This is a genomic window from Paenibacillus sp. FSL M8-0334 (assembly GCF_038000405.1).
GTDB classification, from domain to species: domain Bacteria; phylum Bacillota; class Bacilli; order Paenibacillales; family Paenibacillaceae; genus Paenibacillus_AQ; species Paenibacillus_AQ campinasensis.
The window spans coordinates 1,929,506-1,953,184 of the sequence record NZ_JBBOCH010000002.1; the positions used below are offsets into that span (position 1 = coordinate 1,929,506).

27 protein-coding genes are annotated in these 23,679 nt (G+C 52.9%); 2 read left to right on the forward strand and 25 right to left on the reverse strand.

Annotated features, from left to right (window positions below):
• The 9 genes from MKX64_RS22875 to MKX64_RS22915 form a co-directional block, all read right to left on the reverse strand.
• Positions 1-288 (reverse strand): hypothetical protein, encoded by a 288-nt coding sequence (locus MKX64_RS22875; protein WP_095397104.1) that lies wholly within the window; start codon positions 286-288, stop codon positions 1-3.
• 219 nt (positions 289-507) lie between these two features.
• Positions 508-1,254 carry a type I methionyl aminopeptidase gene (gene map, locus MKX64_RS22880; protein WP_095266499.1) on the reverse strand — a complete coding sequence of 249 codons (747 nt, stop codon included), beginning with the start codon at positions 1,252-1,254 and terminating at the stop codon, positions 508-510.
• 3 nt (positions 1,255-1,257) lie between these two features.
• On the reverse strand, positions 1,258-1,860 hold the full coding sequence (locus tag MKX64_RS22885) for a TetR/AcrR family transcriptional regulator (protein ID WP_095266500.1): 603 nt from the start codon (positions 1,858-1,860) through the stop codon (positions 1,258-1,260).
• A gap of 135 nt (positions 1,861-1,995) precedes the next feature.
• Complete coding sequence (locus MKX64_RS22890) at positions 1,996-3,675, reverse strand: methyl-accepting chemotaxis protein (protein ID WP_196426409.1); 1,680 nt, start codon at positions 3,673-3,675, stop codon at positions 1,996-1,998.
• Between the two features lie 279 nt (positions 3,676-3,954).
• A complete protein-coding gene (locus MKX64_RS22895) occupies positions 3,955-4,710 on the reverse strand; it encodes a GNAT family N-acetyltransferase (protein ID WP_155617773.1) in 756 nt (251 codons plus the stop codon).
• Positions 4,711-4,820: 110 nt separating this feature from the next.
• Positions 4,821-5,237, reverse strand: coding sequence for an arsenate reductase (thioredoxin) (gene arsC / locus MKX64_RS22900; RefSeq protein WP_095266503.1), 417 nt, complete (start codon positions 5,235-5,237; stop codon positions 4,821-4,823).
• A gap of 32 nt (positions 5,238-5,269) precedes the next feature.
• Positions 5,270-6,550 (reverse strand): arsenic transporter, encoded by a 1,281-nt coding sequence (locus MKX64_RS22905; RefSeq protein ID WP_155617847.1) that lies wholly within the window; start codon positions 6,548-6,550, stop codon positions 5,270-5,272.
• Positions 6,551-6,647: 97 nt separating this feature from the next.
• Positions 6,648-6,971 (reverse strand): ArsR/SmtB family transcription factor, encoded by a 324-nt coding sequence (locus MKX64_RS22910; protein ID WP_095266505.1) that lies wholly within the window; start codon positions 6,969-6,971, stop codon positions 6,648-6,650.
• Between the two features lie 168 nt (positions 6,972-7,139).
• The gene (locus tag MKX64_RS22915) at positions 7,140-7,877 is read right to left on the reverse strand and encodes an SDR family oxidoreductase (RefSeq protein ID WP_095266508.1); all 738 of its coding nucleotides are present in this window, start codon (positions 7,875-7,877) and stop codon (positions 7,140-7,142) included.
• A 195-nt stretch (positions 7,878-8,072) separates the two neighbouring features.
• On the opposite strand from MKX64_RS22915, the gene MKX64_RS22920 reads away from it, so the two are divergent.
• Positions 8,073-9,005, forward strand: coding sequence for an AraC family transcriptional regulator (locus MKX64_RS22920; RefSeq protein ID WP_341037557.1), 933 nt, complete (start codon positions 8,073-8,075; stop codon positions 9,003-9,005).
• 88 nt (positions 9,006-9,093) lie between these two features.
• Here MKX64_RS22920 and MKX64_RS22925 read toward each other — a convergent pair whose 3' ends face one another.
• From MKX64_RS22925 to MKX64_RS22995, 15 genes are all read right to left on the reverse strand, one after another.
• Entirely contained in the window at positions 9,094-9,639 is a 546-nt protein-coding gene (locus MKX64_RS22925) for a hypothetical protein (RefSeq protein WP_341037559.1), read from the reverse strand.
• 107 nt (positions 9,640-9,746) lie between these two features.
• A complete protein-coding gene (locus tag MKX64_RS22930; RefSeq protein WP_095397095.1) occupies positions 9,747-10,511 on the reverse strand; it encodes an ABC transporter ATP-binding protein in 765 nt (254 codons plus the stop codon).
• Positions 10,512-10,521: 10 nt separating this feature from the next.
• The gene (locus MKX64_RS22935) at positions 10,522-12,852 is read right to left on the reverse strand and encodes an ABC transporter permease (RefSeq protein ID WP_341037561.1); all 2,331 of its coding nucleotides are present in this window, start codon (positions 12,850-12,852) and stop codon (positions 10,522-10,524) included.
• Positions 12,853-14,142: an MFS transporter gene (locus MKX64_RS22940; protein ID WP_095397093.1), complete on the reverse strand. Its 1,290-nt coding sequence runs from the start codon at positions 14,140-14,142 to the stop codon at positions 12,853-12,855. It lies immediately after the preceding gene.
• Between the two features lie 25 nt (positions 14,143-14,167).
• A complete protein-coding gene (locus MKX64_RS22945; protein WP_095397092.1) occupies positions 14,168-14,800 on the reverse strand; it encodes a TetR/AcrR family transcriptional regulator in 633 nt (210 codons plus the stop codon).
• Between the two features lie 223 nt (positions 14,801-15,023).
• A complete protein-coding gene (gene tnpA / locus MKX64_RS22950; protein ID WP_007128375.1) occupies positions 15,024-15,497 on the reverse strand; it encodes an IS200/IS605 family transposase in 474 nt (157 codons plus the stop codon).
• A gap of 223 nt (positions 15,498-15,720) precedes the next feature.
• Entirely contained in the window at positions 15,721-16,119 is a 399-nt protein-coding gene (locus tag MKX64_RS22955; RefSeq protein WP_341037564.1) for a hypothetical protein, read from the reverse strand.
• Positions 16,120-16,358: 239 nt separating this feature from the next.
• Complete coding sequence (locus tag MKX64_RS22960) at positions 16,359-16,697, reverse strand: antibiotic biosynthesis monooxygenase (RefSeq protein WP_341037565.1); 339 nt, start codon at positions 16,695-16,697, stop codon at positions 16,359-16,361.
• Positions 16,698-16,835: 138 nt separating this feature from the next.
• Complete coding sequence (locus tag MKX64_RS22965; RefSeq protein ID WP_095398447.1) at positions 16,836-17,243, reverse strand: hypothetical protein; 408 nt, start codon at positions 17,241-17,243, stop codon at positions 16,836-16,838.
• A 115-nt stretch (positions 17,244-17,358) separates the two neighbouring features.
• Positions 17,359-17,523: a hypothetical protein gene (locus tag MKX64_RS22970; RefSeq protein ID WP_176475565.1), complete on the reverse strand. Its 165-nt coding sequence runs from the start codon at positions 17,521-17,523 to the stop codon at positions 17,359-17,361.
• Between the two features lie 21 nt (positions 17,524-17,544).
• Positions 17,545-18,768, reverse strand: a complete 1,224-nt coding sequence (locus MKX64_RS22975; RefSeq protein ID WP_095398448.1) for a glycosyltransferase family 4 protein — start codon at positions 18,766-18,768, stop codon at positions 17,545-17,547.
• Positions 18,769-18,780: 12 nt separating this feature from the next.
• A complete protein-coding gene (locus MKX64_RS22980) occupies positions 18,781-19,497 on the reverse strand; it encodes a glycosyltransferase family 2 protein (protein ID WP_095266519.1) in 717 nt (238 codons plus the stop codon).
• A gap of 182 nt (positions 19,498-19,679) precedes the next feature.
• Positions 19,680-20,006: an AzlD domain-containing protein gene (locus MKX64_RS22985; protein ID WP_095266520.1), complete on the reverse strand. Its 327-nt coding sequence runs from the start codon at positions 20,004-20,006 to the stop codon at positions 19,680-19,682.
• Positions 19,997-20,731 (reverse strand): AzlC family ABC transporter permease, encoded by a 735-nt coding sequence (locus MKX64_RS22990; protein ID WP_095266521.1) that lies wholly within the window; start codon positions 20,729-20,731, stop codon positions 19,997-19,999. The genes MKX64_RS22985 and MKX64_RS22990 overlap by 10 nt, the downstream gene beginning before the upstream one ends.
• 142 nt (positions 20,732-20,873) lie before the next feature.
• Positions 20,874-21,791, reverse strand: coding sequence for a DMT family transporter (locus tag MKX64_RS22995; RefSeq protein WP_155617779.1), 918 nt, complete (start codon positions 21,789-21,791; stop codon positions 20,874-20,876).
• Positions 21,792-21,870: 79 nt separating this feature from the next.
• Here MKX64_RS22995 and MKX64_RS23000 point away from each other — a divergent pair, with 79 nt between their 5' ends.
• Positions 21,871-23,226, forward strand: coding sequence for a TrkH family potassium uptake protein (locus MKX64_RS23000; protein WP_095266523.1), 1,356 nt, complete (start codon positions 21,871-21,873; stop codon positions 23,224-23,226).
• Positions 23,227-23,354: 128 nt separating this feature from the next.
• Here the strand turns inward: MKX64_RS23000 and MKX64_RS23005 are convergent, their stop codons facing one another.
• Positions 23,355-23,624, reverse strand: a complete 270-nt coding sequence (locus MKX64_RS23005) for a hypothetical protein (RefSeq protein ID WP_095266524.1) — start codon at positions 23,622-23,624, stop codon at positions 23,355-23,357.
• Between the last annotated feature and the right edge of the window lie 55 nt (positions 23,625-23,679).

The window sequence follows — 23,679 nt, forward strand, 5'->3', positions numbered from 1 at the left end:
TTATTTTCCTTCATATTCTTTGATTAAGATGCCGTCAATGTATACTTTATATTTGGTCTTTCTGAATCCTGCCAGTATAAGCTTCCTGATTTTTTCGATCTTAACTTGGTGTTTTTCTTCATTTCCAACCTCGAATTCATAAGTTTTCATCAATTTAAATGAGAGCGTTCTAAAATCACGGATTCTATCGTTTCCGTCCACTTTAATACTCAGGTTTCCTAGGAATTGATTAAATTCGAATTCCACCGTATGCTTCTCTTCGTGTCCAACTTCAAATGAAAATTTCATCTGCAGCCTCTCCTCTAGATTTTGTTCTACCCACGAGTTTTCATCATTATTTTCCCGAATCCTTTAATCCTTTTTTACTTATTTAAGAAAAAGACCATCACGTGTCACCGTGTACACGATACGGCGGCATAGCCCTTGATTGTATGGTTCCTCAGATGCTTCAACCAGTATCATGCACATGGTCTTCATGATCCCGTCCGATGCCAACCTTGGCATCCATTAAATTTCGGTCAGAATGACCGGACCTTCCGCAGTAATTGCAATCGTATGCTCGTACTGTGCGGACAGCGATCCGTCAGCCGTTCTGGCGGTCCATCCGTCGGCATCGATGGTCATCCGTGCTGTCCCGGCATTTAACATCGGCTCGATGGTCAACACCATCCCTTCTTTCAAGCGGAACCCTTTCCCAGGCTTCCCGATATGGGCATAGTTAGGCTCCTCGTGCATTTCCCTTCCGACGCCATGGCCAAGTAAATCACGCACGACGGAAAATCCATTGTGCTCGGCATGGGTTTGAACCACATGCATCACATCGCCGATCCGGTTTCCAGGAACCGCTTGCTCGATACCCAGATATAAGCACTCCTTGGTCACCCGCAACAGACGCTCCGCTTCTACCGGCACCTCGCCAACTGCGTAGGACCAGGCGGAATCACCGACCCAGCCATCCGCCAGTGCGACGAGGTCAATCGTGACGATATCGCCAGACTTGAGCGGCTGAGCGCTTGGAAAACCATGCGCAATGACATCGTTGACGGATGCGCATGTTGCATATGGGTATCCGTTATACCCCATCGTATACGGCTTAGCCTCATTGTCCTTCAAGAATTGTACGGCGAACGATTCGATATCGAGCGTCGTGACGCCCGGACGGATCATGCCTGCGATGGCTTGATGAAAAGCGGCAACAATTCGGCCAGCCCTTCTCATTTCTTCAATTTCTGCACGTGATTTCAGAATCACCATACCTTATCTCTCCTTCGGCTGTATGCCTGAAAAAATCATATCCATAACCCCTTCGGCATCCAGCTCGCCTCGCCGATCGTGATGGATGTTCAGCGCGGCGCAGCCGACCAGAGAACCGAATATCAGATTCGCTGTTTTCTCCGGTGACGAGCTCACGCTGCTTTCCCCGATCCATGCCACAAACGGCTGATAGATCCGCCCTTGAAATTCCGCTAGCAGCTTGCTGAACCGGTTGCCCGGGAAGTGGTGGAAGTTATCGGCGACCGTTTTAAGCAAAATAAATACGGAAGGGTCCTGGATGCACTGCTGCAGGAGCAGCCGTGCGAATGACTCGGCTTTCTGCAAACCGCCGCCCTCCACCGCCAACGCCGCCCCTACAGCGGACTCCGCTCGATACAGGGCATCCCACAGTAAATCCTCCAGAAGCATATATTTATTCTTGTAATAATGATACACCGTGCCATAGCCGAGGGCTGCCTTGGCTGCCACATCCCGGATTTCCAGCTGAATACCCTTCTCCAAATAAACTTCCGCAGCCGCTTGCATAATTTGATGCATCCGCATCTCCCGGATGGCTTCATTCTGCTCCTTGGTACGTGGTGACATGGCTCCTCCTTTTTTAGACCTGCTGTTATGTCGATATAAAAACTATATCCCATTTACAAATTAGGTTCAAGCACTTCATTTCATTTCAGGAAAATAAACAAAAGCCGCAGGATAGTCCCACGGCTTCTGCTTTCCCTATATTCTAAACTTCTTCACAGCATCCTGCAGCTCGGTCGCCAGATGGCTTAATCCCTCGGAAGAAGAGGTGACCTCTTCCATTGCTGCCAATTGTTCTTCCGCAATGGCGGCCACGCTCTGCGTGCTGCTGGCCGATGCCTCTGCTATCTTGGACGTTTCGGTAATGGAGGCTGATATTTCCTGCGAGCTGCTGGACATTTGCTCTGACAATGCGGATACCTCTTGCACTTGAGCCGCTACTATGTCCACTTCCTTCACGATCACTCCGAAGCCCTCTCCCGCTTGCTGCACCATTCGGGTCGTATCCTTGACGCCATGGACCACCTGATTGGTGGACTGAACGGCGCGAGCCGTATCCTCTTGCACCTCTTTGATGAGATCGGAGATTTGGTTGGCCGCTGCATTCGCTTGCTCTGCCAGCTTGCGCACCTGTCCGGCTACCACGGCGAAGCCTAAGCCATGTTCTCCGGCTCTTGCCGCTTCAATTGAAGCGTTAAGCGCCAGCAGGTTGGTCTGCTCGGAAATATCGCTGATGACTTCGACAATGCTGCCGATCTCTTCCGAACGTTCTCCGAGTCGCGTGATGAGCTTGGAAGTATCCCCGGTCCGTTCATTCATTGTCACCATTTGCTCCACCGCCTGTTGAATCTGCTCGCTGCCACGTTTGGCTTGGGCGGTCGCGCTGACGACCGTTTCCGATACAACTGCTGCGCTTTCTGCAATTTTCCCGATACCGGCGGCCATTTCCTCTAAAGCTCGCGCACTTTCCGTTGTGCCATGCCTTGTTGTTTCAGCACCGGTGGACAGCTCCTGGATCGTGGCTGCAACCTGATGGGTCGCTTGCGTCGTTTCCCTTGCGCTGGCCGTAAGCTCCTCCGATGCGGCCGTCACTTGTTCGGAGCCTTCGGCCACTTGCCGAATCAGCACCTTTAACTGATCGGTCATATGGTTGAACGAGGCCGCAAGCTGCCCAACCTCATCCTTCGAGTGAATGTCTAGATGCGGCTTGCTCAGATCGCCGCTCGCCACCATCTTCCCGCGCTCCGTAACCAGCTGGATGGGCTTGCTGATCCGTCTGGAAAGGATATAAGCAAGGGTCAAGGCCCCGAGTATTCCGAATATGGTTAAACCGATCGTCAAGGCTATAATGCGCTCTCCATCTGCGATTAGCGCATGTCCATCGCTCACAATCTCCGCTTCTCTGCTGCCAACGAGCTCGCTCAGCCCTTCCATGATCTCTGTGCCCATGCTTGTTCCCTCATTGCTTAGCACACGGATCGCCTCTTCGGTTCTTCCTTGATCATGGGCAGCGAAGATCTCCTTCTCAATTAGTTCACCCCAGGCCACACTTTTCTCGATCAGCTCTTGCAAGGCTACAGATTCACTTAAAGCCGTTAAAGTCTGGTGTAGATCGGTACTCTCCTCCGTCAGTTGATGAAACGCAGCTTTGTAGGCATCGTCTCCAAATAGGAGATACCCTCTAGCCAGAGAAATTTGCTGAGAAAGATTATACTGCAAACGTTCGTCGGCAATTAACAAAGGCAGCTCATGTTCGACAAGCACATCAATTTCGTTGTTAAACGTGCGGATCTGCAATACATTAATGATGATCAATGCCGTCATTAATACAGTAACCACACTGAATCCCGCCATGACTTTCAGTTGCAAACTCTTCATTGCATTACCTCCAGTAGTTTTCGGCATTATAACGCGAAGTTGTGCGACAGGTACCCTTCCCTAACGCTTTGCCAATAAGCTCCCTCCTTGCCTGCTGTGACGATCGTTCTACTATAGATATCGGAACAATACAACCATGCATTGAAGCGTTTCGAACGCAGAATATAACGATTCTTCTACTTTGAACACGCAAAAAAAGCCGAGATAATCTCGGCTCCATTGGCTGCGATAAACTGCGTTCATCGTCTGAGTACTTCTGTATCGGCATTCAAGCATCAATTAACTTGTCAGCTTCTTGTAGAACGATCGAGCAGTCATGCGGTGATAAGCAATCAGCTCCCCGTTATAGACCACGTTAAAAACCCCATAAGGTGTCGGGGATAGTGCCATCATCTGAGCCCGGCTCTCGATATGTATAATGTGAGGCTCAATACCTGCCGCCTTCGCGGCTTCCAATAGATTGTCAGTCGCCACTTCAAGATACGGGCATTGATCCGTCCTTAATATGGTCAGTCCTTGTGAGAATCGCTGCAGACGCGCATCCCAATCGGTTGGAAAATAGGGCGCTGATGCTGATGCATCCGGAAATGTATAAGCATACAGCTCAAAGGAGTACGGGCCATGCTCAACCTGGGAAAATCCGTTTTTGACAAAAATATCTTTGCTTGGCGCCCATCCGGTATCCGGATTGGTGAGGACAGCCACGCCTTTCATACGACGCTCCCTGGCCTCTTCGAGACAGAGCTGAATCAGCCGGGAACCGATCCCCATGCCCGGTACACCGACCCACAGGCAATGAATGACCAGGTAGCCGTCGGCATGCACGGCTCTCCAAGAGGACTCCCCAGGAGCATATTCAATAAAGCCCAGCACCTTCTTCCCCTGCTTGATTTGCACATAAGACAGCCCGTGATCGAGCTGGCTTTCCGTCCAATTCACTTTATTTTCGTATCCGGGATGCTTCTTCATGCTTCTCATGCAATAGCAGCCGCTCTCCCGAACCTGATTTCGAATGATTTCCAATCCGGGTTCCATCCGCTTTCCTCCCCTTCCCATCTTCTTCGTTCCCTAAATAACGGCCATTCGCTAACGTTATCACATGCAAACGAGCACCGGGTTAACGCCCGGCGCTCGCAGTCAACGCCTCATTGACCGGTATCGGCAAAAGTCCGGATCCGCTCCCCGATCTGATCGCGAACCCGCTGGAATACTGCCCACTTCTCCTCCTCGGTTCCTTCAGCCTTCGCCGGATCGTCAAATCCCCAGTGCTCCCGCCGGACATGCGGCGGCGTCATCGGGCAGCGATCCGCGGCATCCCCGCACAGCGTAACGACCAGATCTGACGTATTCAACAGATCCGAGTCGATGATATCTGACGTCTGTCCCGAAATATCAATGCCGACTTCGCGCATCGCTTTGACGGCATTCGGATTCAAGCCATGCGCTTCAATGCCAGCGCTGTAAACCTCCCATTCGCCGGACAGATATTGTCTCGCCCATCCTTCCGCCATTTGGCTGCGGCATGAATTGCCGGTACACAGGAAATAGATCGTTTTTTTCATTGCTGCTGCTCCTTTTCTTGTATGTTCTAAGTTCATAGGATGGATAACCACAGATACAGCCCCAACAGCGTGAAGAACAGCGTCGGAATCGTCAATATTACCCCTGTTTTGAAGTACGTTCCCCAGCCAATCTTCACGCCCTTCCTCGATAATACGTGCAGCCACAGCAGCGTGGCCAGGGAACCGATCGGCGTAATTTTCGGCCCGAGATCGGAACCGATCACATTTGCATAGATCAGCGCCTCTCTAATCGCCGCCGAAGTGGTAGTCGCGTCGATCGCCAGCGCATCAATCATCACCGTTGGCATATTGTTCATCACCGAGGACAAAATCGCGGCGATAAAGCCCATGCCAATGGTGGCAGCGAACAGCCCCTGATCTGCAATGCCCTGGATGACCGTAGCCAGCAGATCGGTCAGGCCAGCATTACGGAGCCCATAGACGACCACATACATCCCGATCGAGAAGAACACGATGGCCCATGGCGCGCCTTGCAGCACTTCCTTCGTGGAGACAGCCGGGCTTCTGCGTGCGATCAGCAGGAAGAATAACGCGACGCAAGAGGCAACAATGGATACCGGCACATGCACGAATTCACACACAAAATAGCCTACCAGCAGAACAGCGAGCACGATCCAGGACAAGCGAAACATTCTCGGGTCCGTAACGGCGCTGGCCGGCGGCTTCAGCGGCGTGTCATCGAAGGAGCGCGGAATGCTTTTGCGGAAGAACAGATACAGCACGACAATGCTGGCTGTTAAGGCAAACAGATTGGGAACGATCATCCGGCTGGCATACGTCATAAAGGATATCCCGAAATAATCGGCGGACACGATATTCACCAGATTGCTGACCACAAGCGGCAGTGAGGTGGTATCGGCTATAAATCCGCTGGCTATGATGAACGGAAACACATGCTTCTCGTCAAAACGAAGCGCGCGCACCATCGCAAGCACAATCGGAGTCAATATGAGCGCTGCCCCGTCATTCGCGAACAAGGCGGCCACAATCGCGCCGAGCACCGTAATATAGACGAACATGCGCAATCCGCTGCCGCGGGCTGCACTCGCCATATGTAACGCTGCCCATTCGAAGAAACCGATTTTGTCCAGAATCAGGGAAATGATAATAATCGCCACAAAAGCAAGCGTAGCATTCCAGACAATCTGGGTCACATCCCACACATCTTGAAAATCAACGACGTTGAACAGCAGCGCCAGCACAGCGCCGCCACACGCCGACCAGCCAATGGACAGGTTTTTAGGCTGCCAGATGACAAACACTAACGTAATCAGAAAAATAATACTGGCCATAAGGACTGAGTACAATGAAGAACCCCCGCTTTATCTGTAATCAATATATCATCATATGCTTATATGCAGCATGTGCAGGTCAGTCCATGGGCAGGCATCAATCACAGGCGCAGCGGATCTCCTTATCCATCGCGGACAGCACCTGCGAACCGGTCGGCATCGCATCCAGCACCGCCTGGATATACGGCTTGTCCTCCACATGGAGCGAGTAGTATACCCATTGCCCTCTTCGCGCTTCCCGAACGAGTCCCTGTGACTTCAACTTCCGCAAATGCTGGCTGACGGCAGGCTGGGACATGTCAAAGATCTCCACAAACTCGCACACGCACCATTCCCGGTCCTTGAGCAGCGTAAGCATGGTCAATCGGGTCCGGTCACCGAGCAATTTCAGCTTCTCGGCGGCTTCATGCAACGTCTCCATTCGACGCCCTCCTTCCCTATCCAATCCTTCACAACACATTAGCATATAATTGAATGCTTATATATTAATAGCAGTCGAGCGTTTTATCAACCCTTATCCTTCAAATTATAAAAAAAGCCGCGGGTATCGCGACTTCTTCCATGTCCTCACGCCGAGAGAACGATATATTTAGTTGAAGCCCCCGTTCACACGGATCGTCTGCCCCGTAATCCACCGGGCGTTGCTGCTCACGAGCAGCTCCACCGCATTAGCGATATCCTCCGGCTCTCCCAGCCGCCCGAAGGCGTTCATCCGGCGGAAGGAATCAACCAGCTCCGGCGACTTGCCGTCCAGGAACAGCTCCGTCGATACTTGTCCGGGCGCAATGCAGTTGATCGTAATCTCCCGCGGCCCGAACTCCTTGGCGAGCTGACGCGTCAGCTGCTCAACGGCTCCTTTCGTCGCGGCATACACACTGTAAGTCGGCAGCATCGCACCGGATACCGAGGTGGAGAAATTGATGATCGTGCCGCCCGCCTCCATATGCTTCATCGCTTGCTGACAGGCGAAATACGTCCCTTTCACATTAATGTCAAAATGCTGGTCGAACATCTCCTCCGTCACATCCGCAATCGCCTGGCATTCCATAATGCCCGCATTGTTGACAAGAAGATCGATGCGCCCATAAGACCGGATCGTCTCCGTGAATAAAAGCTCGATCTCCTGCACGCGTCCGACATTCGCACGGATGGCCATCGCTTCCCCTCCGGCTTGCCTAATCGTATTCACCACGTCCTCCGCCTTGCCCTCGCTCGCAGAATAGTTGACGACCACGCTTGCACCAAGCTGCGCCAGCTGTATGGCGATTTGTCTTCCAATGCCTCGGGATGCCCCGGTAACGATAGCCACTTTGCCTTGTAAACGCATATTCATTCGCTCCTTTTACGATCATCTGCACGGGATGGTATACTACAAACGTTGAAGCTTGCAACCTGATTGTAATGCAGAGGAGAAGAATACCGTTAACCTATAGCTGTTCGATCCTTGCCTAATTCTATTCCGCTTTCCAATAACCCAATAACTAAGGGCAACCATGCCCGGTGCGAAAGGAGTGCTTCTGTAATGGAAGCCTTGAATGATCCCGAGCGGCAGCAGCTGGCGCTGGCGCAATTGGCACAGCTCATCCTGCGCCACACGCCATCGAGCGGCACCCACCCTACGGCGGTGCCTTCGCTGTCGCTGATGCATGCCGTCCATCCCTCGGAACCGCTGGAATCCGTCTATAAACCTTCAATCTGTGTCGTCGCTCAAGGCGCGAAGACCGCTTCGCTTGCCAGCGAGATCTATCGCTATGACCCCGCTCATTATCTCATTACGTCCGTCGAGCTGCCAATCGTCGGTCATATTATCGAAGCCTCGCCCGAGGTTCCCTACCTTAGCTTGAAGCTGGGGGTTGATCTTGACGTGATTGTGGATATTGTAAAAGAAATGCAACGCCCGGAATCAGGCTCCCAAGCTGCACGCGGCATTACCGTTAATGAGACGTCATCCGCGCTGCTCGAAGCGCTTGTCCGCCTGCTCCAGCTGCTGGACACGCCGGAGGACATCCCGGTTCTCGCTCCGCTCATAACCCGCGAAATTGTGTACCGGGTGCTTCAGAATGGTCAGGGGGCGCTCCTGTCGCAATTCGCCATGATCGGCAGCCATGCCCATAACATCGCCCAGGCGGTCCAAGTGCTGAATCGCGAATATGACCAGCCGCTCTCCGTCGAGCAGCTGGCCAAGTCCGTCAATATGAGCGTTTCGGCATTTCATAAACATTTCAAACGCGTCACTGCGATGAGTCCCTTGCAATATCAGAAAACGGTCCGTTTGCAGGAGGCCCGCCGATTGATGCTGATTGAGGGTCTTCAGGCTGCCGATGCCGCCTATAGCGTAGGTTATGAGAGCCCGTCCCAGTTCAGCCGGGAATATGCCCGCATGTACGGACAGCCGCCGATGAGCGACATGCAGCGGCTGCGGGAAGTCATGGCCGCGACCCCTTCCGCGGAATGATGAGGATTGAGCCGGCTATTCAGGAAGCGCGTTCCATGAGCTTCCTGCCGCCATCGCTGGCTAAGATTTATGCCGCGGCGGCGGCCCGCTATGTGAATCGGATGCGGCATTCGCCCTTCGTTTGCCGGCCCACCACTCGCACCGAATGATAGCGGCGGGTAAGCTGCGTTGTAAACGATCCTTCGCTGTTCGAAGTAAAGCTTTGCTGCCAGATGATCTTCCCGCCGCTGATCCATTCCAGGGCAAGCTCGCCTTCTTCGACAGTGACCTCATAGGTTAGCGTCACTTCTGCTCCCTTTCCGAACCAGAAATAATGGTACTCGAACCCGTCAAATTTCTGATAGCGGAACGAAAGCTCCTTCCCCTTTCGCCTGAACACGTAGTTCTTTTTCGTTGTCAATTGCAGTACGCCAAGCTTCAGCAGCATGACAATGAGCAACATGATAATAACAAAGGTAATGATCGAGGAAAGCAATGTCCCAATTCCTGCCTCTCTGATGATGATTTGCTGACAATTCCACACGTATAACAGCAATGCTGCCCTGGCGGGCACAAGCTCGATGTCCAGCGATACCCCCTCGGATATGCTTCGATCTCTTACTATGATGACCAGCCCAACTGTCGGAGCCGACACACCCTTCCATCATAAAGGAAGGCACGGGACCGGTTCAATGGCGCTTCAGGTCCATTTCTATGACAAAGCGGCCCGAACGGAACTGCATCCGTCCGCGCCGCCGCACCTTAAAACCCCTTCGATGACAGCCATACCGCAAGCTCACGCTCGCGCGTTTTCAGATCCGCATCGGTGTCATATTTGCCAAGCTTGTGCTCCCCTGCAATCATCCCATCGGTCATAAAGATGACGCGCTCCGTCTTCGCCGCTACCTTCGCATCGTGGGTCACGAGCAGAATCGTGGTGCCGCTCCGATTGATGTCGGCAAGAATGTTCATCACCTCACCCGTTGCCTTGGAATTCAGCGCGCCCGTCGGCTCATCCCCGAAGAGGATGGACGGGTTGTTGATCAGCGCCCGGCAGATCGCCACCCGCTGCAGCTGTCCGCCGGAGGCCTGGGTGATGTCATGATCCGCCAGCGAGGCAATGCCAAGCCGGTCCATCAGCGCTTGCGCCCGCTCATTGATCGTCTTACGGCTCTCCCGTTTCGCCACATAGGCCGATAGAAGGATGTTATCCAGCAAATTCAGATTCTTCAGCAGATTGCTCTGCTGAAAGATGAATCCCATCTTCGTCAATCGAAGGGCAGCCAATTCCTCCTCCCGCATGGCGGCCAGATCCTGGCCGTCAAACTGGATGCTGCCGGAAGTGATCTGATCCATGCCGCTGATGCTGTACAATAGCGTCGATTTGCCCGATCCGGACGGACCCATCACCGACACGAATTCTCCTTCCCCAATAGACATGCTCACGTCACGCAGCACCTGCTGGCTTGTATTTGTACCGGTGGTGTAGACCTTATTCAACTGTTTGGCTTCCAAAATAACGTTCATAATTGCCTCCCTATTGTGCCGTCAGCGTAAGCTTCTGTTTGTTCATCGACATGCTGACACATAGCATGGTGCCGGTAACTGCAGCCACCAGCAGCAGCGGACTGACGATGAAGCTGGCTAGCGGGTGAATGATAAAGTGCATGCTGGATATGCCGGGAATAAGCGCACCGGCCAGCCCTTGACCAAGTGTGACAGCCGCTGCCGTGCCAAGCACGACTCCGATCAGCAGCACGAGCATCGCCCGCGTGATATATTGCACCCGCAAATCCGCTGCCGTAAGACCCAGACTGCGCATAATGGCAATCTGCGCCCCTTCCTTAGCGATCAGCATGTGGAAGAACATGGCGGTGATCAGAATCGAGATCGCAATGCCAAGCCCGTAAGCCAGCACAACCGAAAGCGACAGCTGGTCGATGAGCCCGCCTAAGGTTTGGGACACATAGTCGTCCATATCCGTAATTTTGACCGCGGAGAAGGCCGCGTGATATTCCTCTATTTTGTCCGGTACAGAGACGCCATCGGCCACCTCGAGGTTCACCACATACCACAAAATCTGATCCGGCGCATAGGGCAGCAGGCCCTTGGCTGTCTTGCCGCCGTTCGTGACATCCTGATACACGCCGGTGACGGTCAGTGTTCGCTCCTGCTCGCCTGCAAGCACCGTCAGCGTATCCCCGACCGACTTGCCTAGATCCTGGGCATTCATCGTGGAGAGCGCAATCTCATCCTCGGTCGCGGGAGCCGTCCCGTTCACGTATTGGAGCGGAAAGACGGAGAAGTCCCCCAGTTCCACCTTGATGTTCTCGTAAGTTCCTTCCGCATTCTCCGCCTGGTAGGCCGCGGTAACAAACGAGGCGTATTTCGTGACATCCGCATCCTGACGAAGATAGCCGTCAATCTGATTGAAGCGCTGCTCCATTTCTTCCCCCTGCTGCAGGTCGATCCGAATGTCGCTTCGCCCCGCACCCATATAGGACACAAAGTCCGGAGACTGGATCGTATTCAGAAAATTGAACGGTACAATCATCAGGAAGGCACATAGTGTAAACACAAAGCAGAGCACACCGTACATGCTAAACCGGCTGAACACCGCTTTAATCCCGAGAAACAGGTTTACATTGCCGAGCGAGCTTCGGCTGAGCCGAAACGCTTGACGCCCGCGCTCCCCCGTCTGAAGCACCCCTTCACGCAGCGCTTCCACAGCGGAGATGCGGCCGAAGCGGCGAAGCACGAAACGGCAGTACAGGACAACGGCTGAACCCACTAGCAGCGCACCCAGTGCAGGAACGATGTGGTTCCAGACGCTTGCCGGTGCCAGGCCCATGTAGAGCGCAATATTTTGCGTAAACAGATGACCGAGCAAGCGGGAGATGAGCCAGCCTGACAGACTGGCCAGCACCGCGAGCAGGACATACTTGACCATGTAGAGGCTTCGGATGTCCCGGCTGCTGATTCCGATCGCCTTCATGACGCCGATCTCCCGGTAGTCTTCCTCAATGGTCGCGGTCAGGGTGAACCGCAGACAGAGCGCTGCAATGGCAATGAGCAGCAGGCTGATCAGCATGATGACTGCCGCCGCAATGCCGTCGGTAATTCCGTTGAGCAGTTGATATAACGAGTAGGTGAGCGCCGTATCCTTTTGCGGAAGACCGCTGGCCTGGTACATCGCTTCGAATTCATGGACCCTGTCTGGATCATGAAGCCTGAATTCGATTAAATACTCAATCTCTCCCATATGATCCCGCAGCGCTGTCCAGTCGTTGTCGCTGACGAGGAAGCGCTTGGAAGTCACAATGGAAGGGTTCATCTGCACATCCCGGACAAAGGCGGCAATCGTAAATTCCTTGCTGAAATCATCCTTGACGATCCGGACCGAATCGCCCAATTCCAAATCATATTGCTTCATATGGTAGATCGGCACACCGATTTCGCCATCCTCCATCTGCACGATGCTGCTGTCGGTATCCAGCAAATAATCAAAGGCGTGATTCTGCATCACAAAGCTGTTCTCCACGATGCTGCCCGCCTCGGATAACTCGTTATCCCCGAGGTAAATATATGCGCCGTTGATGCCGAGCATGGATACTGTCTGATGGTCCTTGACCAGCTCGTTGCTGCTGGCAAAAGCGTCGATGTCGGCCTGATTCAGCTCCCCGGCATGCATTTGCACATAATGAGGTGCATGAGAGCGCGTAAACAGACTGTCAATGGAACCGAACAAGGTGACGACAATATGGGCCGCACCCGATACGAGCATCGCTGCCAGCATGATAAAAACAAACAGTGTTGCGGTTATGATTTTGTTTCTGGAGAAGTCTTTTCGCAGTATTCTGATTTTCATTTATACCGTTTCCTCATTTCTCAGGGATACCGCCGGCCTGCGTTTCAGCATATGGTAGGTCAACGCAGACAGCCCGAGCATCGCCGCAATGACAAAGAATGTGGGTACGTACACCCTGGAGCTGAACTGCTCGAAGGCAAGGCCGAACAGGACCTGGCCGACCGGAGCGGCACATTGGGAGACCGCCGTGATGATAGCCATGATTTTGCCCAGATTTTCATTGGGCGTCTCTTTCTGAACTTTGGTGATGATATAAATAGAGATGATCGTCATCGCCATGGCAATCGCGATCGCGCATGCGATGAACATCAGGTAGGAAGGATAATAGCCAAGGTCCAGCATCAAGGGCGACACCGCCGCCGCCATCGGCATGAGCAGACAGGCGATGGCCAGCAGCCAGCGATACAAGGTGTAGGTCTTCATCCTCTTGGCAAAAAAACCGATCATCAGCGCACCCAGAATCGTAGCTGCTTGAATCAGACCCATGCCAAGTCCGTACATCATTTCACTGCTGTTCATCGTGATCCTCAGCACGATCGGGCCGCCTACGATAAAATACGGTGTTAGCAGAAGGTTGAGCAAGGCGGCGAGGATGATCGACTTGCGAATGAGCGGCTGCTTCGCCACATAGGCAAATCCCTCCCTCATGTCCCCGGCCAGCATATGCACCATTCCACGGTCACGCGCACGCTTCACATACGGAATCTGAATCAACGTCTCCAAGAGCGCTGACAGCGCAAACGCGATGCAGCTGATGACAATCAGCAAGCGCACGCCCATGTATCCGTAAAGCACACCGCCGATCAAGGGGGCGATGACCCCGGAGAGCGCCTGCACCGCCTGCACGAGCCCGTTCGCGCTCTCCAGTCTTCTCTCTTCCACCAGCAGCGGGATGCTTGCCGTTACCGCCGGCGTATACAGCGCACTGATGAAGGACAGTAGCACCATCACGGTTCCGATCAAGAACACCGAGGTGCTGCCGCCCAGCATAAGCACAATATATCCCAGCACAATCGCGCTGCTGATCAGGTCGTAGATGACCATCAGATTGCGGCGGTTGAACCGGTCGGCGATGGCGCCCCCGAGCGGCGAGAGCAGAAGCGGGATATTCGAGATCGCATACAGCGTCGCAAAGATGTCCGCCCGCCCCGTAATGTCGAGCACATACAGGGATAACGCAAAGCGCAGCAGCGCCGATCCCAAGATGGAGATGATCTGTCCGATCACCATCAGGTTAAAGTTTCTCGGGGAAGGTTGTATCGGTTTCCCCGGGTTCTCCACACCTTCCATACCTTTCACACCTTTCGCTGGCTATCTACCCGCCCATTAAGATGTCATACATAAAGTCGAAGCTGCCCTTCGAAGCTCCGAGGAGCAGCTCCATGGCCTGAATGAAAGCCTGCAGACGTCTGAGCTGCTCCTCCGGCGACCACTGAAACAGCGCCTCGTCAAACAGCATCTGCCCGGTGATCAGCAGCATATCGACGACCTCTCGCGGATACTCCGTATGGAAATCCCCGCTGGCAATCCCCTGCTCGATTACTTCCGTAATGACCGGAGCCAGACTTTCGATAGCGCGGATCATCGTCTTCAGATGCATTTCCGCATTCTCGGGCTCATGCAGGCTTTGCGTGATCTCTTCCTTGCTGTCCCCGGATGAGGGGCGCTGAGCCAGCAACACCCGATACAGCTTCTCCATCGGACTGATTGATGGATCCGCCACAATATCTCGCGCCCGGATCAAGTCCTGTTCAATGATGCGGTCAATGATGGCATCCAGAATTTCCTCCTTGGATTTGAAATAATGATAGAACGTCCCTTTGGCAATGCCGATGGCCTCCCGGATATCGTTGATCGTTGTCTCGTTATACCCCTTTGTGGTAAAGAGCTTCTCCGCCGTATCCAGCAGTTCCTTGCGGCGCACATCATGCTCTTTAACGATACGCATACCACGCCTCCTCCTCAGTCATTGACCGACCCTCGGTCAGTCATTTCGAATTCATTATATCCTGACTTGCGTGCAATGTAAAATCAGAACCACCCGTCAAACGGGTGGTTTGCTCTTGGGGTATAACCCCTTGTTGCCAAACTGCGCCTAAAGACGCTAGCCTGACAATAAAATTGTTCAGGCTCAGTGTAATTTGTCACTTTCACTTACCAGTTAAACTGGTTTACTTCTTCTTGCTACTGTTTTTGCTGAATGGGTCTTCATACTCTTTCACACTCAGTTTATCAATTGCCTGGTCGTGTGCTTCTTGCTCACGGATATATTTTGCCACGGTGGCTTCATTCAAGCCCACTGTGCTGACGTAGTATCCCTCCGCCCAAAATTTTCGATTGCCATATTTATACTTCAAGCTAGCATGCTTCTCGAATATCATGAGTGAGCTTTTCCCCTTCAGGTATCCCATAAATGATGATACTGAGATTTTGGGGGGAATTGCTACCAACATATGTACATGATCGGGCATCATGTGGCCTTCGATTATCTCCACTCCCTTGTATTTGCATAATCGTTTGAAAATTTCGATTAAGTCTTTCCTCACTTGATTATAAATCTCTTTCCGTCTATACTTCGGGGTGAACACAATGTGGTACTTGCACATCCACTTCGTGTGAGCTAAACTATAGCTCTTGTTTGCCATCTAAGACCATTCCTTTCATTATTGAGCCTGAACATCTCAATTTTATCGGAATGGTCTTGTTGGTCAAACCCTCGATCCCTCCACCCGCATAGCGGGTGGTTTTTTGTTTCGCACGCTTCGCGAGCTCAACTGGCTAAAGCCATAATAAAAGGATTTGACATCGCGTCAAATCCTTTGGTGACCGCTTATCATATGGATAGCCAATTGCTGATGCCGGCTTCACTTATCCTTCGATGAGCGCCAAATATTTAATGTAGGTATCGCCCTTTTTGGCCAGCAGAACCGGTCCAAGATGCGGCTTGGATTCATAAATTTCCGTGCCTTCCGGCAGGACGGTCGCCATGCCATCGACAAAGGGACGATTCTGCTCATACACTTGCTGGATCGTTCCAACGAGGTCTCCCGGCTCCAGCTCCTCCTCCTGAACCCACTCGATCTCTTCTGCGTTGAGGTAAACGAGGCCCTCCCACTGAAAAATATCCGCGCCCGGCTCCCGGGCCAGCAGCTGTTCGGCGGTGACATTGCCGATGATTTCGGTCCGCTGTGCGCCTCCTTCGCTCTCCATCGAACTGCATCCGCTGAAAGTCAGCAGAACGGTAAGCAGCAATGCAAAGATCTTCATCGTTGATCTCCTCCTTTCACTACTCTTCAAACGGCCAGACTGTAGAATTTGTTGCATTTAATTCCAATTATTAGATGGGAAATTCGGAAAACAGGCGGTCTTTCCACCTCGATCTGCACAACAAAAAAAACGCAGCCTCCGTATCTGGAAGCTGCGCCTTTCATAAGGTCCGGTTGATTATATTATTATAAGCCTCGTATTAAAGCCTTACTGTTATGTCTCTTCTTTATGACTCCGAATTATGCCTGATCCTTATGCTGGCCTTCTTTGACCGCTTTCACATCGTACATATTAACATTAACGCTTACAAGATACTCGGGCTGCGGCTTGCCGCGCTTCTCCCGGTGTCCTTGAATATGGGCGTCGCTCTTCTCCCAGTTCTTCCAGTCCTCAACCGATCTCCAGCGAATGACAACCACCACTTCCTCCACATCGTCTTCCTGCTTCTTCCGGTTCACCATCACGGTCTTGTCGATCAGCCCTTCCATCGCGTCCATCGGGCTATCCTGCGTGAAGCGCTCGATCACTTGATCGGCAAAGCCTTTCTTCACCACCATCGTTCTCGTTTGAATAAGCATATATGAAGCCTCCTCATCTGGTTCTGCATGTTATCTATCATCTCTGCTGTCATCAATTAATACGATATATCGTTATGATATAACGATATATCGTATGGTGTCAAACGCGTGTACTGGTTTGCATAGATTATGGATGAGCTAGATGATGCGCTGCTGGATTTCACTCTGGATGAGCCAATTTCCATCGATAAACTGCCAGTTTTCAATGGTGAAGAATTGCGCTACCTTATTATCCCTATAAGTAATGGACAGGTCATAGAATACGACCGCCTGCTCGTTGTCCTTCAGCCTGATCACGCGGTGATCGAAGTTTTTATGGCCGCCCAGCAGCTGGTTTACGGAATCCTGCATCCCTTTCCAGGATTCCTCGGCATTAAAGAACAAGGGCTTCGCACTTGGATTGTCAAAAAACGCAACGTAGTACGCTTTGGCCATCCGATCCAAAGCCGTCGTGTCTCCTGTCGCCATTGCCTCATGCCAGTCTGATATGTATTGATCATGCATTATCGTAAATCGATCAACGGCTTCCTTCGTGATTAGATTCATAGGGCACCATCCTTTAGAGTTATAATTTCAAGGAAAATTATACCTGAACTGCAGGTAACAAGATAGGGGCTACCCCCATGCCCTTGATAGGCGAAGAAGTAACCCCACCAGCCCCTTACGGGTTAGAAACGACCGTATCCGGCAGCTTGTAATCTTTCGGCAATGAAGCGAGAATGCGATTGAATACAACGTAGTCCACCAGAATTTCAGGCGTGGATACCTGCCGGTGAAAGATCCGGTTATACAGATCGCTCATCACGGTAAATGCTTGCTGATTCATCAGCTTCCCCTCCATGTTGTTTTATCGCTGAGTCAGCGCGCCATGATACATCATCAGCATCCGCTGAACCATCAGATCCATGGACCAGTGATTCATGGCAAAGGCCTTCGCATTCTGGCCGAGCCTCATCCGGTAATCATCGCGTTCGAGCAGAAGATTGAGTTGCTGTGCTACCGTGTATGCATCGCCAACCGGCGAGATCAGACCGGTCTGACCATGCTGCACCATTTCGGGCAGGCCGCCGGCACTGGATACGATGCAAGGCAGCCCGGCCATCTGGGCTTCCATAACCGAATATGGCTGATTATCCTGAATGCAGGTGTGGACAAAAATATCCGATTGAGTCAGCATCGCCGGCACATCGTTTCTGGACCCGTGGAAGAATACATGGTACTGGAGGCTGCTGTTGACCGTCTGCAGTTCCAGTTGCCCGCGATAGTCGCCGTCCCCTACGATCCAGCATACCCAATCGTCACGCATATGCCGCAAAATTTCCAGCGCTGAGATCAGCACATGAATCCCTTTCACATAGACCAGCCTTGCCGGACAGATAATTACTTTTTTGCCTGGGGGCCGCACGACCGGGGTGCCTGCATTCATCTTGGCATAAAAGGCCGGCGCATCAAATCCATACTGAAACACGGCTACCCGGTTCTCCGGGACACCGAACTCGCCAACGAGAATGTTTTTCGACCAATGATTGGCGGCAATCGTAATGTCCGTTGCCATCGCTGCATGATACTCCATGGAAGGAAAGTATCTCCATGCAGGACTCCCCTCCGATATTCCCATCTCCGGATGGTTGCGGAAATGGTCCATCATTTCGCGCGCTACAGAGCCGTGAACATGAGCAATCAGCGGCGTTCGCTTCGGCTTCACCCGACTGAGGGAACGCGTGGCAAATACATCCTGTGTGTGGATGATATCATAGCTCTCCAGGCCAAAATAGGCGGCCGACAGCTCCATAAAGTATCGCTCAAGCTCATAATTGGTAATGACCGGATGCGCGTTCAGTTCCGGGACTTGCGCCGATGCCAGCTTAGCCGACAGAATCGGCAGCAGCGCCTCCTTGGCCAGCTCCATCCCATGTTGATTCACGATGTGAATTTTTTTGTAATCCGGACTGTTTCCCATCATATCCACTTGATGCCCGTGGTTCTCCAGGTGCTGCTTCAGCTGGACCATAAAATTCCAGACGCCGCCGACATGGGGGATCAGCCAGTGGGTTGCGAGCAGTATCTTCACACGTTCTCCCCCTTAACCACCGAGTTGAGCCGCCACATGCTGCAGTAAATTGCGGTAATTATTCTGTACCATTTGATACTCACCGGCAATTCTGGCCCGGTGCTGAATCGTGCCCATCTGCTCATGGACCCGGTATTTGGTGAGGCAGTCCGGCATATACCCGAATTTCGCCCCGTTAATGGCCAATCGAATCCACAGGTCATAATCATGCGTAAAAGGAAGATGATCGTTAAACATCCCGACACCGGCGATCCATTCTTTTTTGGCGATCACCGTACACCCATTGATCGGATTCGAATAGGACAGCTGCCGGCACAGATCGGCCATGCCTGCCATCGGAGCCGGACGGTACGGATCGGTAATCCGGCTGTGCTGGTCGATAACCGAAAAGGCGGTATAGCTTACGTCCAATCCATGCGTGAGCATGAATGCCATCTGTCTTTCAATTTTGTGAGGCTCAAATTTATCATCCGAGCTTAGCCATGCGATATACTCACCCGATGCATGCCGAAATCCGTGGTTGAGCGCATGAGCGGTCCCGCCGTTAGCCTTGCCCAAGTAATACACCCGGTGCGTATAAGGTGCAATTAGATCGGCATGCCGGGTTGACCCGTCATCCACAACGATGATTTCGACAGCGGGATAGGTCTGGTGAATGGCGCTTTCCAATGCCTCCTGTATATATGGGCAATTATAAAAGGGTATGACGATCGTTACCGTCGGCATCATCCCCTGTCCCCTCCTTCTGCCTATCAGGTTCGATTACACTCAAGCAAACATCATGGTCTAGTACACCTTATGCAATCTCCAGACATTCCGAAAGGACCCCTGTCCCCTGACATTCGTCCAAATATGCGAAATAAAAGAGCTGCCCCCATCATGCGGCAAGCATGTGAGAACAGCTCCAGTATTCAGATCACAAGACGCAGAACAACAATTGTGATGATGCCGACAATCACCGTGGCGAATAGGCTCTTCGTGATGAACGCCGTCAGAAAGGCCGGCACCGCGGCGGCGATCTCCAGCAGATTTCGGCCCGGATCGACCTTCCCGTCAGCCAGCAGCAGCTCCTGGGCCAGCAGCGCAGCCATTACCGCGACCGGCACATGATCCAGCCAGCGCAGCAGCGCTTCCGGTATGCGCAGGCGATTGAGCACCATGAGCGGCAGCACCCGGGGAATCAGCGTGACGATGGCAGAGCCGACAATGAGCAGAAAGATATGCCATCTTACTTCCATCGTTCCATCACCATCCCCGCCGTGGCCGCCACGAGAATCGCCACAATAATCGCCGCGCTCGGCGGCATCAGGAAGCTGGCCAGTACAACGGCCGCTGCCGCACATAGCGCAACGAGCAGGTCGAGGCCGAATTTCTTCCGGCTGATCATCTGCAGCGCGAGCAGGCCGATGAACATGCCCGGCAAGGCAAAATCAAGTCCCCATCGCTCCGGGTTCGGTATCCAGTCGCCGACAAGCCCGCCGGCTACATTAGCTGCACACCAGTTCAGATAGGCGGTCAAATTCAGCCCCACCATCCATTTATAGCCGAGCTTCTTCTGCTCCTGGGCTTTGGTCGAAGCCACGCCAAACGTTTCATCTGTCAGCAGCGAACCGATAAAAAAGCTTTTTCGAGCCGACAGCTTCTCAAAATAAGGAGCAATTGCCGCACTTAGCAGCAAATGCCTTGCATTGACAAAAAATATCGTCGTGACAATGGTCGCTATGGGCGAGACGGCCGCCACCATACCAGCTGCGATAAACTGGGCGGAGCCCGCATACACAATCAGCGACAGCAGCGCGATCTCCATCAAGCTGAAGCCAGCGGTCCGCTCCACCACACCGGCGGCAAAGCCGATGCTTAAATAGCCGAGCAGCGTCGGCACACAGTCCTTAACCCCTTGCAAGTAAGTATTGCCCTCGATCGGTTTCGAGGGGCTGTGCTGTACTTCCGTGTTCACTTCCATCCGATCCCTCTCACAATCTCTTGGTCTATCCATACTCCAAACCTGCCTTCATTATAACATGGCACGCCTGGCGATGAGTGACAACTTCCCGCCCCGTCCTCACAATCAGCTAATCAGCGGTATGCTCACCCGCCCCATATCGTTATCCGGCTTCTTCCTGCCGAAGCGGCGAGACCGCCCTGCTTGCCTTGTTCCCTTGCAGGAACATCACCAACCCGAGCATCACGAGCGCGCCTCCTGCCGCCTGGAGCAGGCTCATCGATTCGTTAAGCAGCAGGAAGGCCAGCAGGCTGGCTCCAACCGGCTCGCCGAGCACGCTCATCGACACGGTGGAAGCCGAGGCATATTTCATGAGCCAGTTGAACAGCAGGCTGCCGAACACGGTGGGCACGAATGCCAGCAACGCGAAGATGCCCCACTCTGATGCAGCATAGCCGGTAAAAGGAACGCCCAGCGCGGCATTGTATACGGCCAGCACAGCTGCTGCGAACAGGAACACAAGCAGGCTGTACAGGTACGCGGGCAGCCGCCTCAGCAGCAGCTGACCCAGCAGCATGTGGACGGCGATCGCTGCGGTACCGCCAAGCGACATCAGATCGCCGGTCAGATGACCCGGACTCCCGTCGAACCCGCTGCTTCCGATCAGCAGGAACACCCCGGCAAAGGCGATCGACATGCCGATCAGCGCCGGGATATGCACCCGCTCCTTAAACCAGAAATACGCGCCGATCATTACAAATACCGGCTGCAGGGCAAGAATAATCGTGGAGCTGGCCACACTGGTCCACCGGAGGGAGCCCATCCAGAGCAGAAAGTGAAGCGCCAGCATGAAGCCTGAACAGGCTAGCAGTGCCCAGTCCGTGCGCGTCAGCTTCCTGATCTCGGCGATGTATTTGCCGCTAAACGGGAGCATGATCAATGCGGTGATAATCAGTCTGTACATGGCCTGAATCGAGGTCGGGCTCTCCGCCCATTTGATGAATATGGAAGAAAATGAAATGGCCACAATCCCAATGATCAAAGGGATCGGTACAGGAATTGGCGGTTTGTCTGCATTCATGGTAGTTGAGTGATTCACCTTTCGTGTTATGATTAGAAAGTATGGCTTTTGCAATAATATCAATAAAGGACCTGACGACATGAAAAAAAAGAACCATTTACGCAAACCTTTAAGCCCGCCTAAATTTCTGGCTCTCGGCTTTGCAGCGATCGTGCTGATCGGCACCTTTCTGCTCAAGCTGCCTATCGCCTCCTCGGACGGCACATCCACGCCGTTCGTCGATGCGCTGTTCACGGCCGTATCGGCGACAAGCGTTACCGGCCTGGTCGTGGTGGACACCGGCACCCATTGGTCATTCTTCGGCCAGATCGTGCTGCTGCTGTTGATCCAGATCGGCGGACTCGGCTTCATGACATCGGCTACGTGGGTAGCGTTGATGTTCAACCGGCGCATCTCCCTGCGGGAGCGCATGATACTGCAGGAAGCGATGGGACATACCCAGATGTCCGGTATCGTGGATCTGATTCGAAGAGCGCTCATTTACTCGATCATTATTGAAGCCGCAGGCGCAATCCTGCTGACCATCCGCTTTGCCATGGACATGCCGTTGTCTGAAGCGATGTATCTGGGCATATTCCAGAGCATATCCATTTTCAACAATGCGGGCTTTGATCTGATGGGTCTCCATCACGGGCCTTTCAGCGGATTTCCCGCTTACGTGGCAGACCCGTATGTGAACCTGGTCTTGATGGCGCTGATCTTCCTCGGCGGTATCGGCTTTATCGTCATCTTCGACCTGATTGAGTATCCGAAGACACGCAAAATCTCCCTGCATTCCAAAGTGGTGCTGACCGTTACCTCCACCCTGATCGTGCTCGGTGCAGTTCTGCTGTTTATTCTGGAGTTCAGCAATCCAAGAACGCTTGGGCCGCTATCCACTCCGGTCAAAATGATGGCCTCCCTGTTCCAATCGATCACCCCCCGTTCCGGCGGGGTCAGCACGATTGACATATCAGGGCTGCAGCAGTCCTCCCAGTTCTTCATGGTCATCCTGATGTTCATCGGAGCTGCGCCAGGCTCGACCGGCGGCGGAATCAAGGTAACTACCTTTGCGATCCTGATCGGCGCTGTGGTGGCAATGATTCAGGGCAAACGCGATGTCGTCCTGTTTCGCAACCGGATTGCTCAGGCGGTCGTTTATAAATCCATTACGCTGACGATCCTGTCGCTGCTGCTGCTGGTCGGCGCCTCCATGTTCCTGTCGGTCACGGAGCAGGGTGACTTCCTGATCATTCTGTTCGAGGCGGTATCGGCCTTTGCCACCGCTGGTCTGTCCATGGGACTGACACCCGAACTGTCGGATATCGGCAAGGTAACGGTCTCGTCGCTGATGTTCCTCGGACGGCTCGGGCCGTTAACGCTGGCCTATGCGTTAAGCCGCCACAACCATAAGGATCTGTATCGTCATCCGGAGGGCAAGATTATCATCGGATGATGAGACAGACACCGCGGGTACGGCCATAAGCTCACAAACAAACCGTGCTTTCACCTTTAAAGGGGAAGGCACGGTTTTTGCGCTATCTATGGCTCAATTGTTTGATGCAGGTCACGCTCCGCTATGTACTACAGATCTCCCGCCTCAATCGCTGCATCCAGCAAATCGTCAAACAGGTCGTCATTGTTCTCGATCAGCTCGTCTACGGCCAGGAACTGCTCTTCCAGACCGGGCTCGTCCGCAAAATTCAGGCTGTAATCCCAGTTGCGCCCGTCTTTGCTGTGGAACGTAATTTCATAAGGTTCAGCATGGCCTTCATAGGCAAAGATCGTGTATCCGATAAAATGATCCTCATCATCCCGCTGCATCCCGGCACGTTCAATTTGAATCTGTGACACCTTTTCATCCTCCTTCAACAGTTCATACCCATAAGACACAATATAACACTTTTGC

Coding starts and splice junctions, on each gene's coding strand:
- MKX64_RS22875 (WP_095397104.1), bottom strand. CDS start 288: ATGAAATTTTCATTTGAAGTTGGACACGAAGAGAAGCATACGGTGGAA.
- map (WP_095266499.1), bottom strand. CDS start 1,254: ATGGTGATTCTGAAATCACGTGCAGAAATTGAAGAAATGAGAAGGGCT.
- MKX64_RS22885 (WP_095266500.1), bottom strand. CDS start 1,860: ATGTCACCACGTACCAAGGAGCAGAATGAAGCCATCCGGGAGATGCGG.
- MKX64_RS22890 (WP_196426409.1), bottom strand. CDS start 3,675: ATGAAGAGTTTGCAACTGAAAGTCATGGCGGGATTCAGTGTGGTTACT.
- MKX64_RS22895 (WP_155617773.1), bottom strand. CDS start 4,710: ATGGAACCCGGATTGGAAATCATTCGAAATCAGGTTCGGGAGAGCGGC.
- arsC (WP_095266503.1), bottom strand. CDS start 5,237: ATGAAAAAAACGATCTATTTCCTGTGTACCGGCAATTCATGCCGCAGC.
- MKX64_RS22905 (WP_155617847.1), bottom strand. CDS start 6,550: ATGGCCAGTATTATTTTTCTGATTACGTTAGTGTTTGTCATCTGGCAG.
- MKX64_RS22910 (WP_095266505.1), bottom strand. CDS start 6,971: ATGGAGACGTTGCATGAAGCCGCCGAGAAGCTGAAATTGCTCGGTGAC.
- MKX64_RS22915 (WP_095266508.1), bottom strand. CDS start 7,877: ATGCGTTTACAAGGCAAAGTGGCTATCGTTACCGGGGCATCCCGAGGC.
- MKX64_RS22920 (WP_341037557.1), top strand. CDS start 8,073: ATGGAAGCCTTGAATGATCCCGAGCGGCAGCAGCTGGCGCTGGCGCAA.
- MKX64_RS22930 (WP_095397095.1), bottom strand. CDS start 10,511: ATGAACGTTATTTTGGAAGCCAAACAGTTGAATAAGGTCTACACCACC.
- MKX64_RS22935 (WP_341037561.1), bottom strand. CDS start 12,852: ATGAAAATCAGAATACTGCGAAAAGACTTCTCCAGAAACAAAATCATA.
- MKX64_RS22940 (WP_095397093.1), bottom strand. CDS start 14,142: ATGGAAGGTGTGGAGAACCCGGGGAAACCGATACAACCTTCCCCGAGA.
- MKX64_RS22945 (WP_095397092.1), bottom strand. CDS start 14,800: ATGCGTATCGTTAAAGAGCATGATGTGCGCCGCAAGGAACTGCTGGAT.
- tnpA (WP_007128375.1), bottom strand. CDS start 15,497: ATGGCAAACAAGAGCTATAGTTTAGCTCACACGAAGTGGATGTGCAAG.
- MKX64_RS22955 (WP_341037564.1), bottom strand. CDS start 16,119: ATGAAGATCTTTGCATTGCTGCTTACCGTTCTGCTGACTTTCAGCGGA.
- MKX64_RS22960 (WP_341037565.1), bottom strand. CDS start 16,697: ATGCTTATTCAAACGAGAACGATGGTGGTGAAGAAAGGCTTTGCCGAT.
- MKX64_RS22965 (WP_095398447.1), bottom strand. CDS start 17,243: ATGAATCTAATCACGAAGGAAGCCGTTGATCGATTTACGATAATGCAT.
- MKX64_RS22970 (WP_176475565.1), bottom strand. CDS start 17,523: ATGAATCAGCAAGCATTTACCGTGATGAGCGATCTGTATAACCGGATC.
- MKX64_RS22980 (WP_095266519.1), bottom strand. CDS start 19,497: ATGATGCCGACGGTAACGATCGTCATACCCTTTTATAATTGCCCATAT.
- MKX64_RS22985 (WP_095266520.1), bottom strand. CDS start 20,006: ATGGAAGTAAGATGGCATATCTTTCTGCTCATTGTCGGCTCTGCCATC.
- MKX64_RS22990 (WP_095266521.1), bottom strand. CDS start 20,731: ATGGAAGTGAACACGGAAGTACAGCACAGCCCCTCGAAACCGATCGAG.
- MKX64_RS22995 (WP_155617779.1), bottom strand. CDS start 21,791: ATGAATGCAGACAAACCGCCAATTCCTGTACCGATCCCTTTGATCATT.
- MKX64_RS23000 (WP_095266523.1), top strand. CDS start 21,871: ATGAAAAAAAAGAACCATTTACGCAAACCTTTAAGCCCGCCTAAATTT.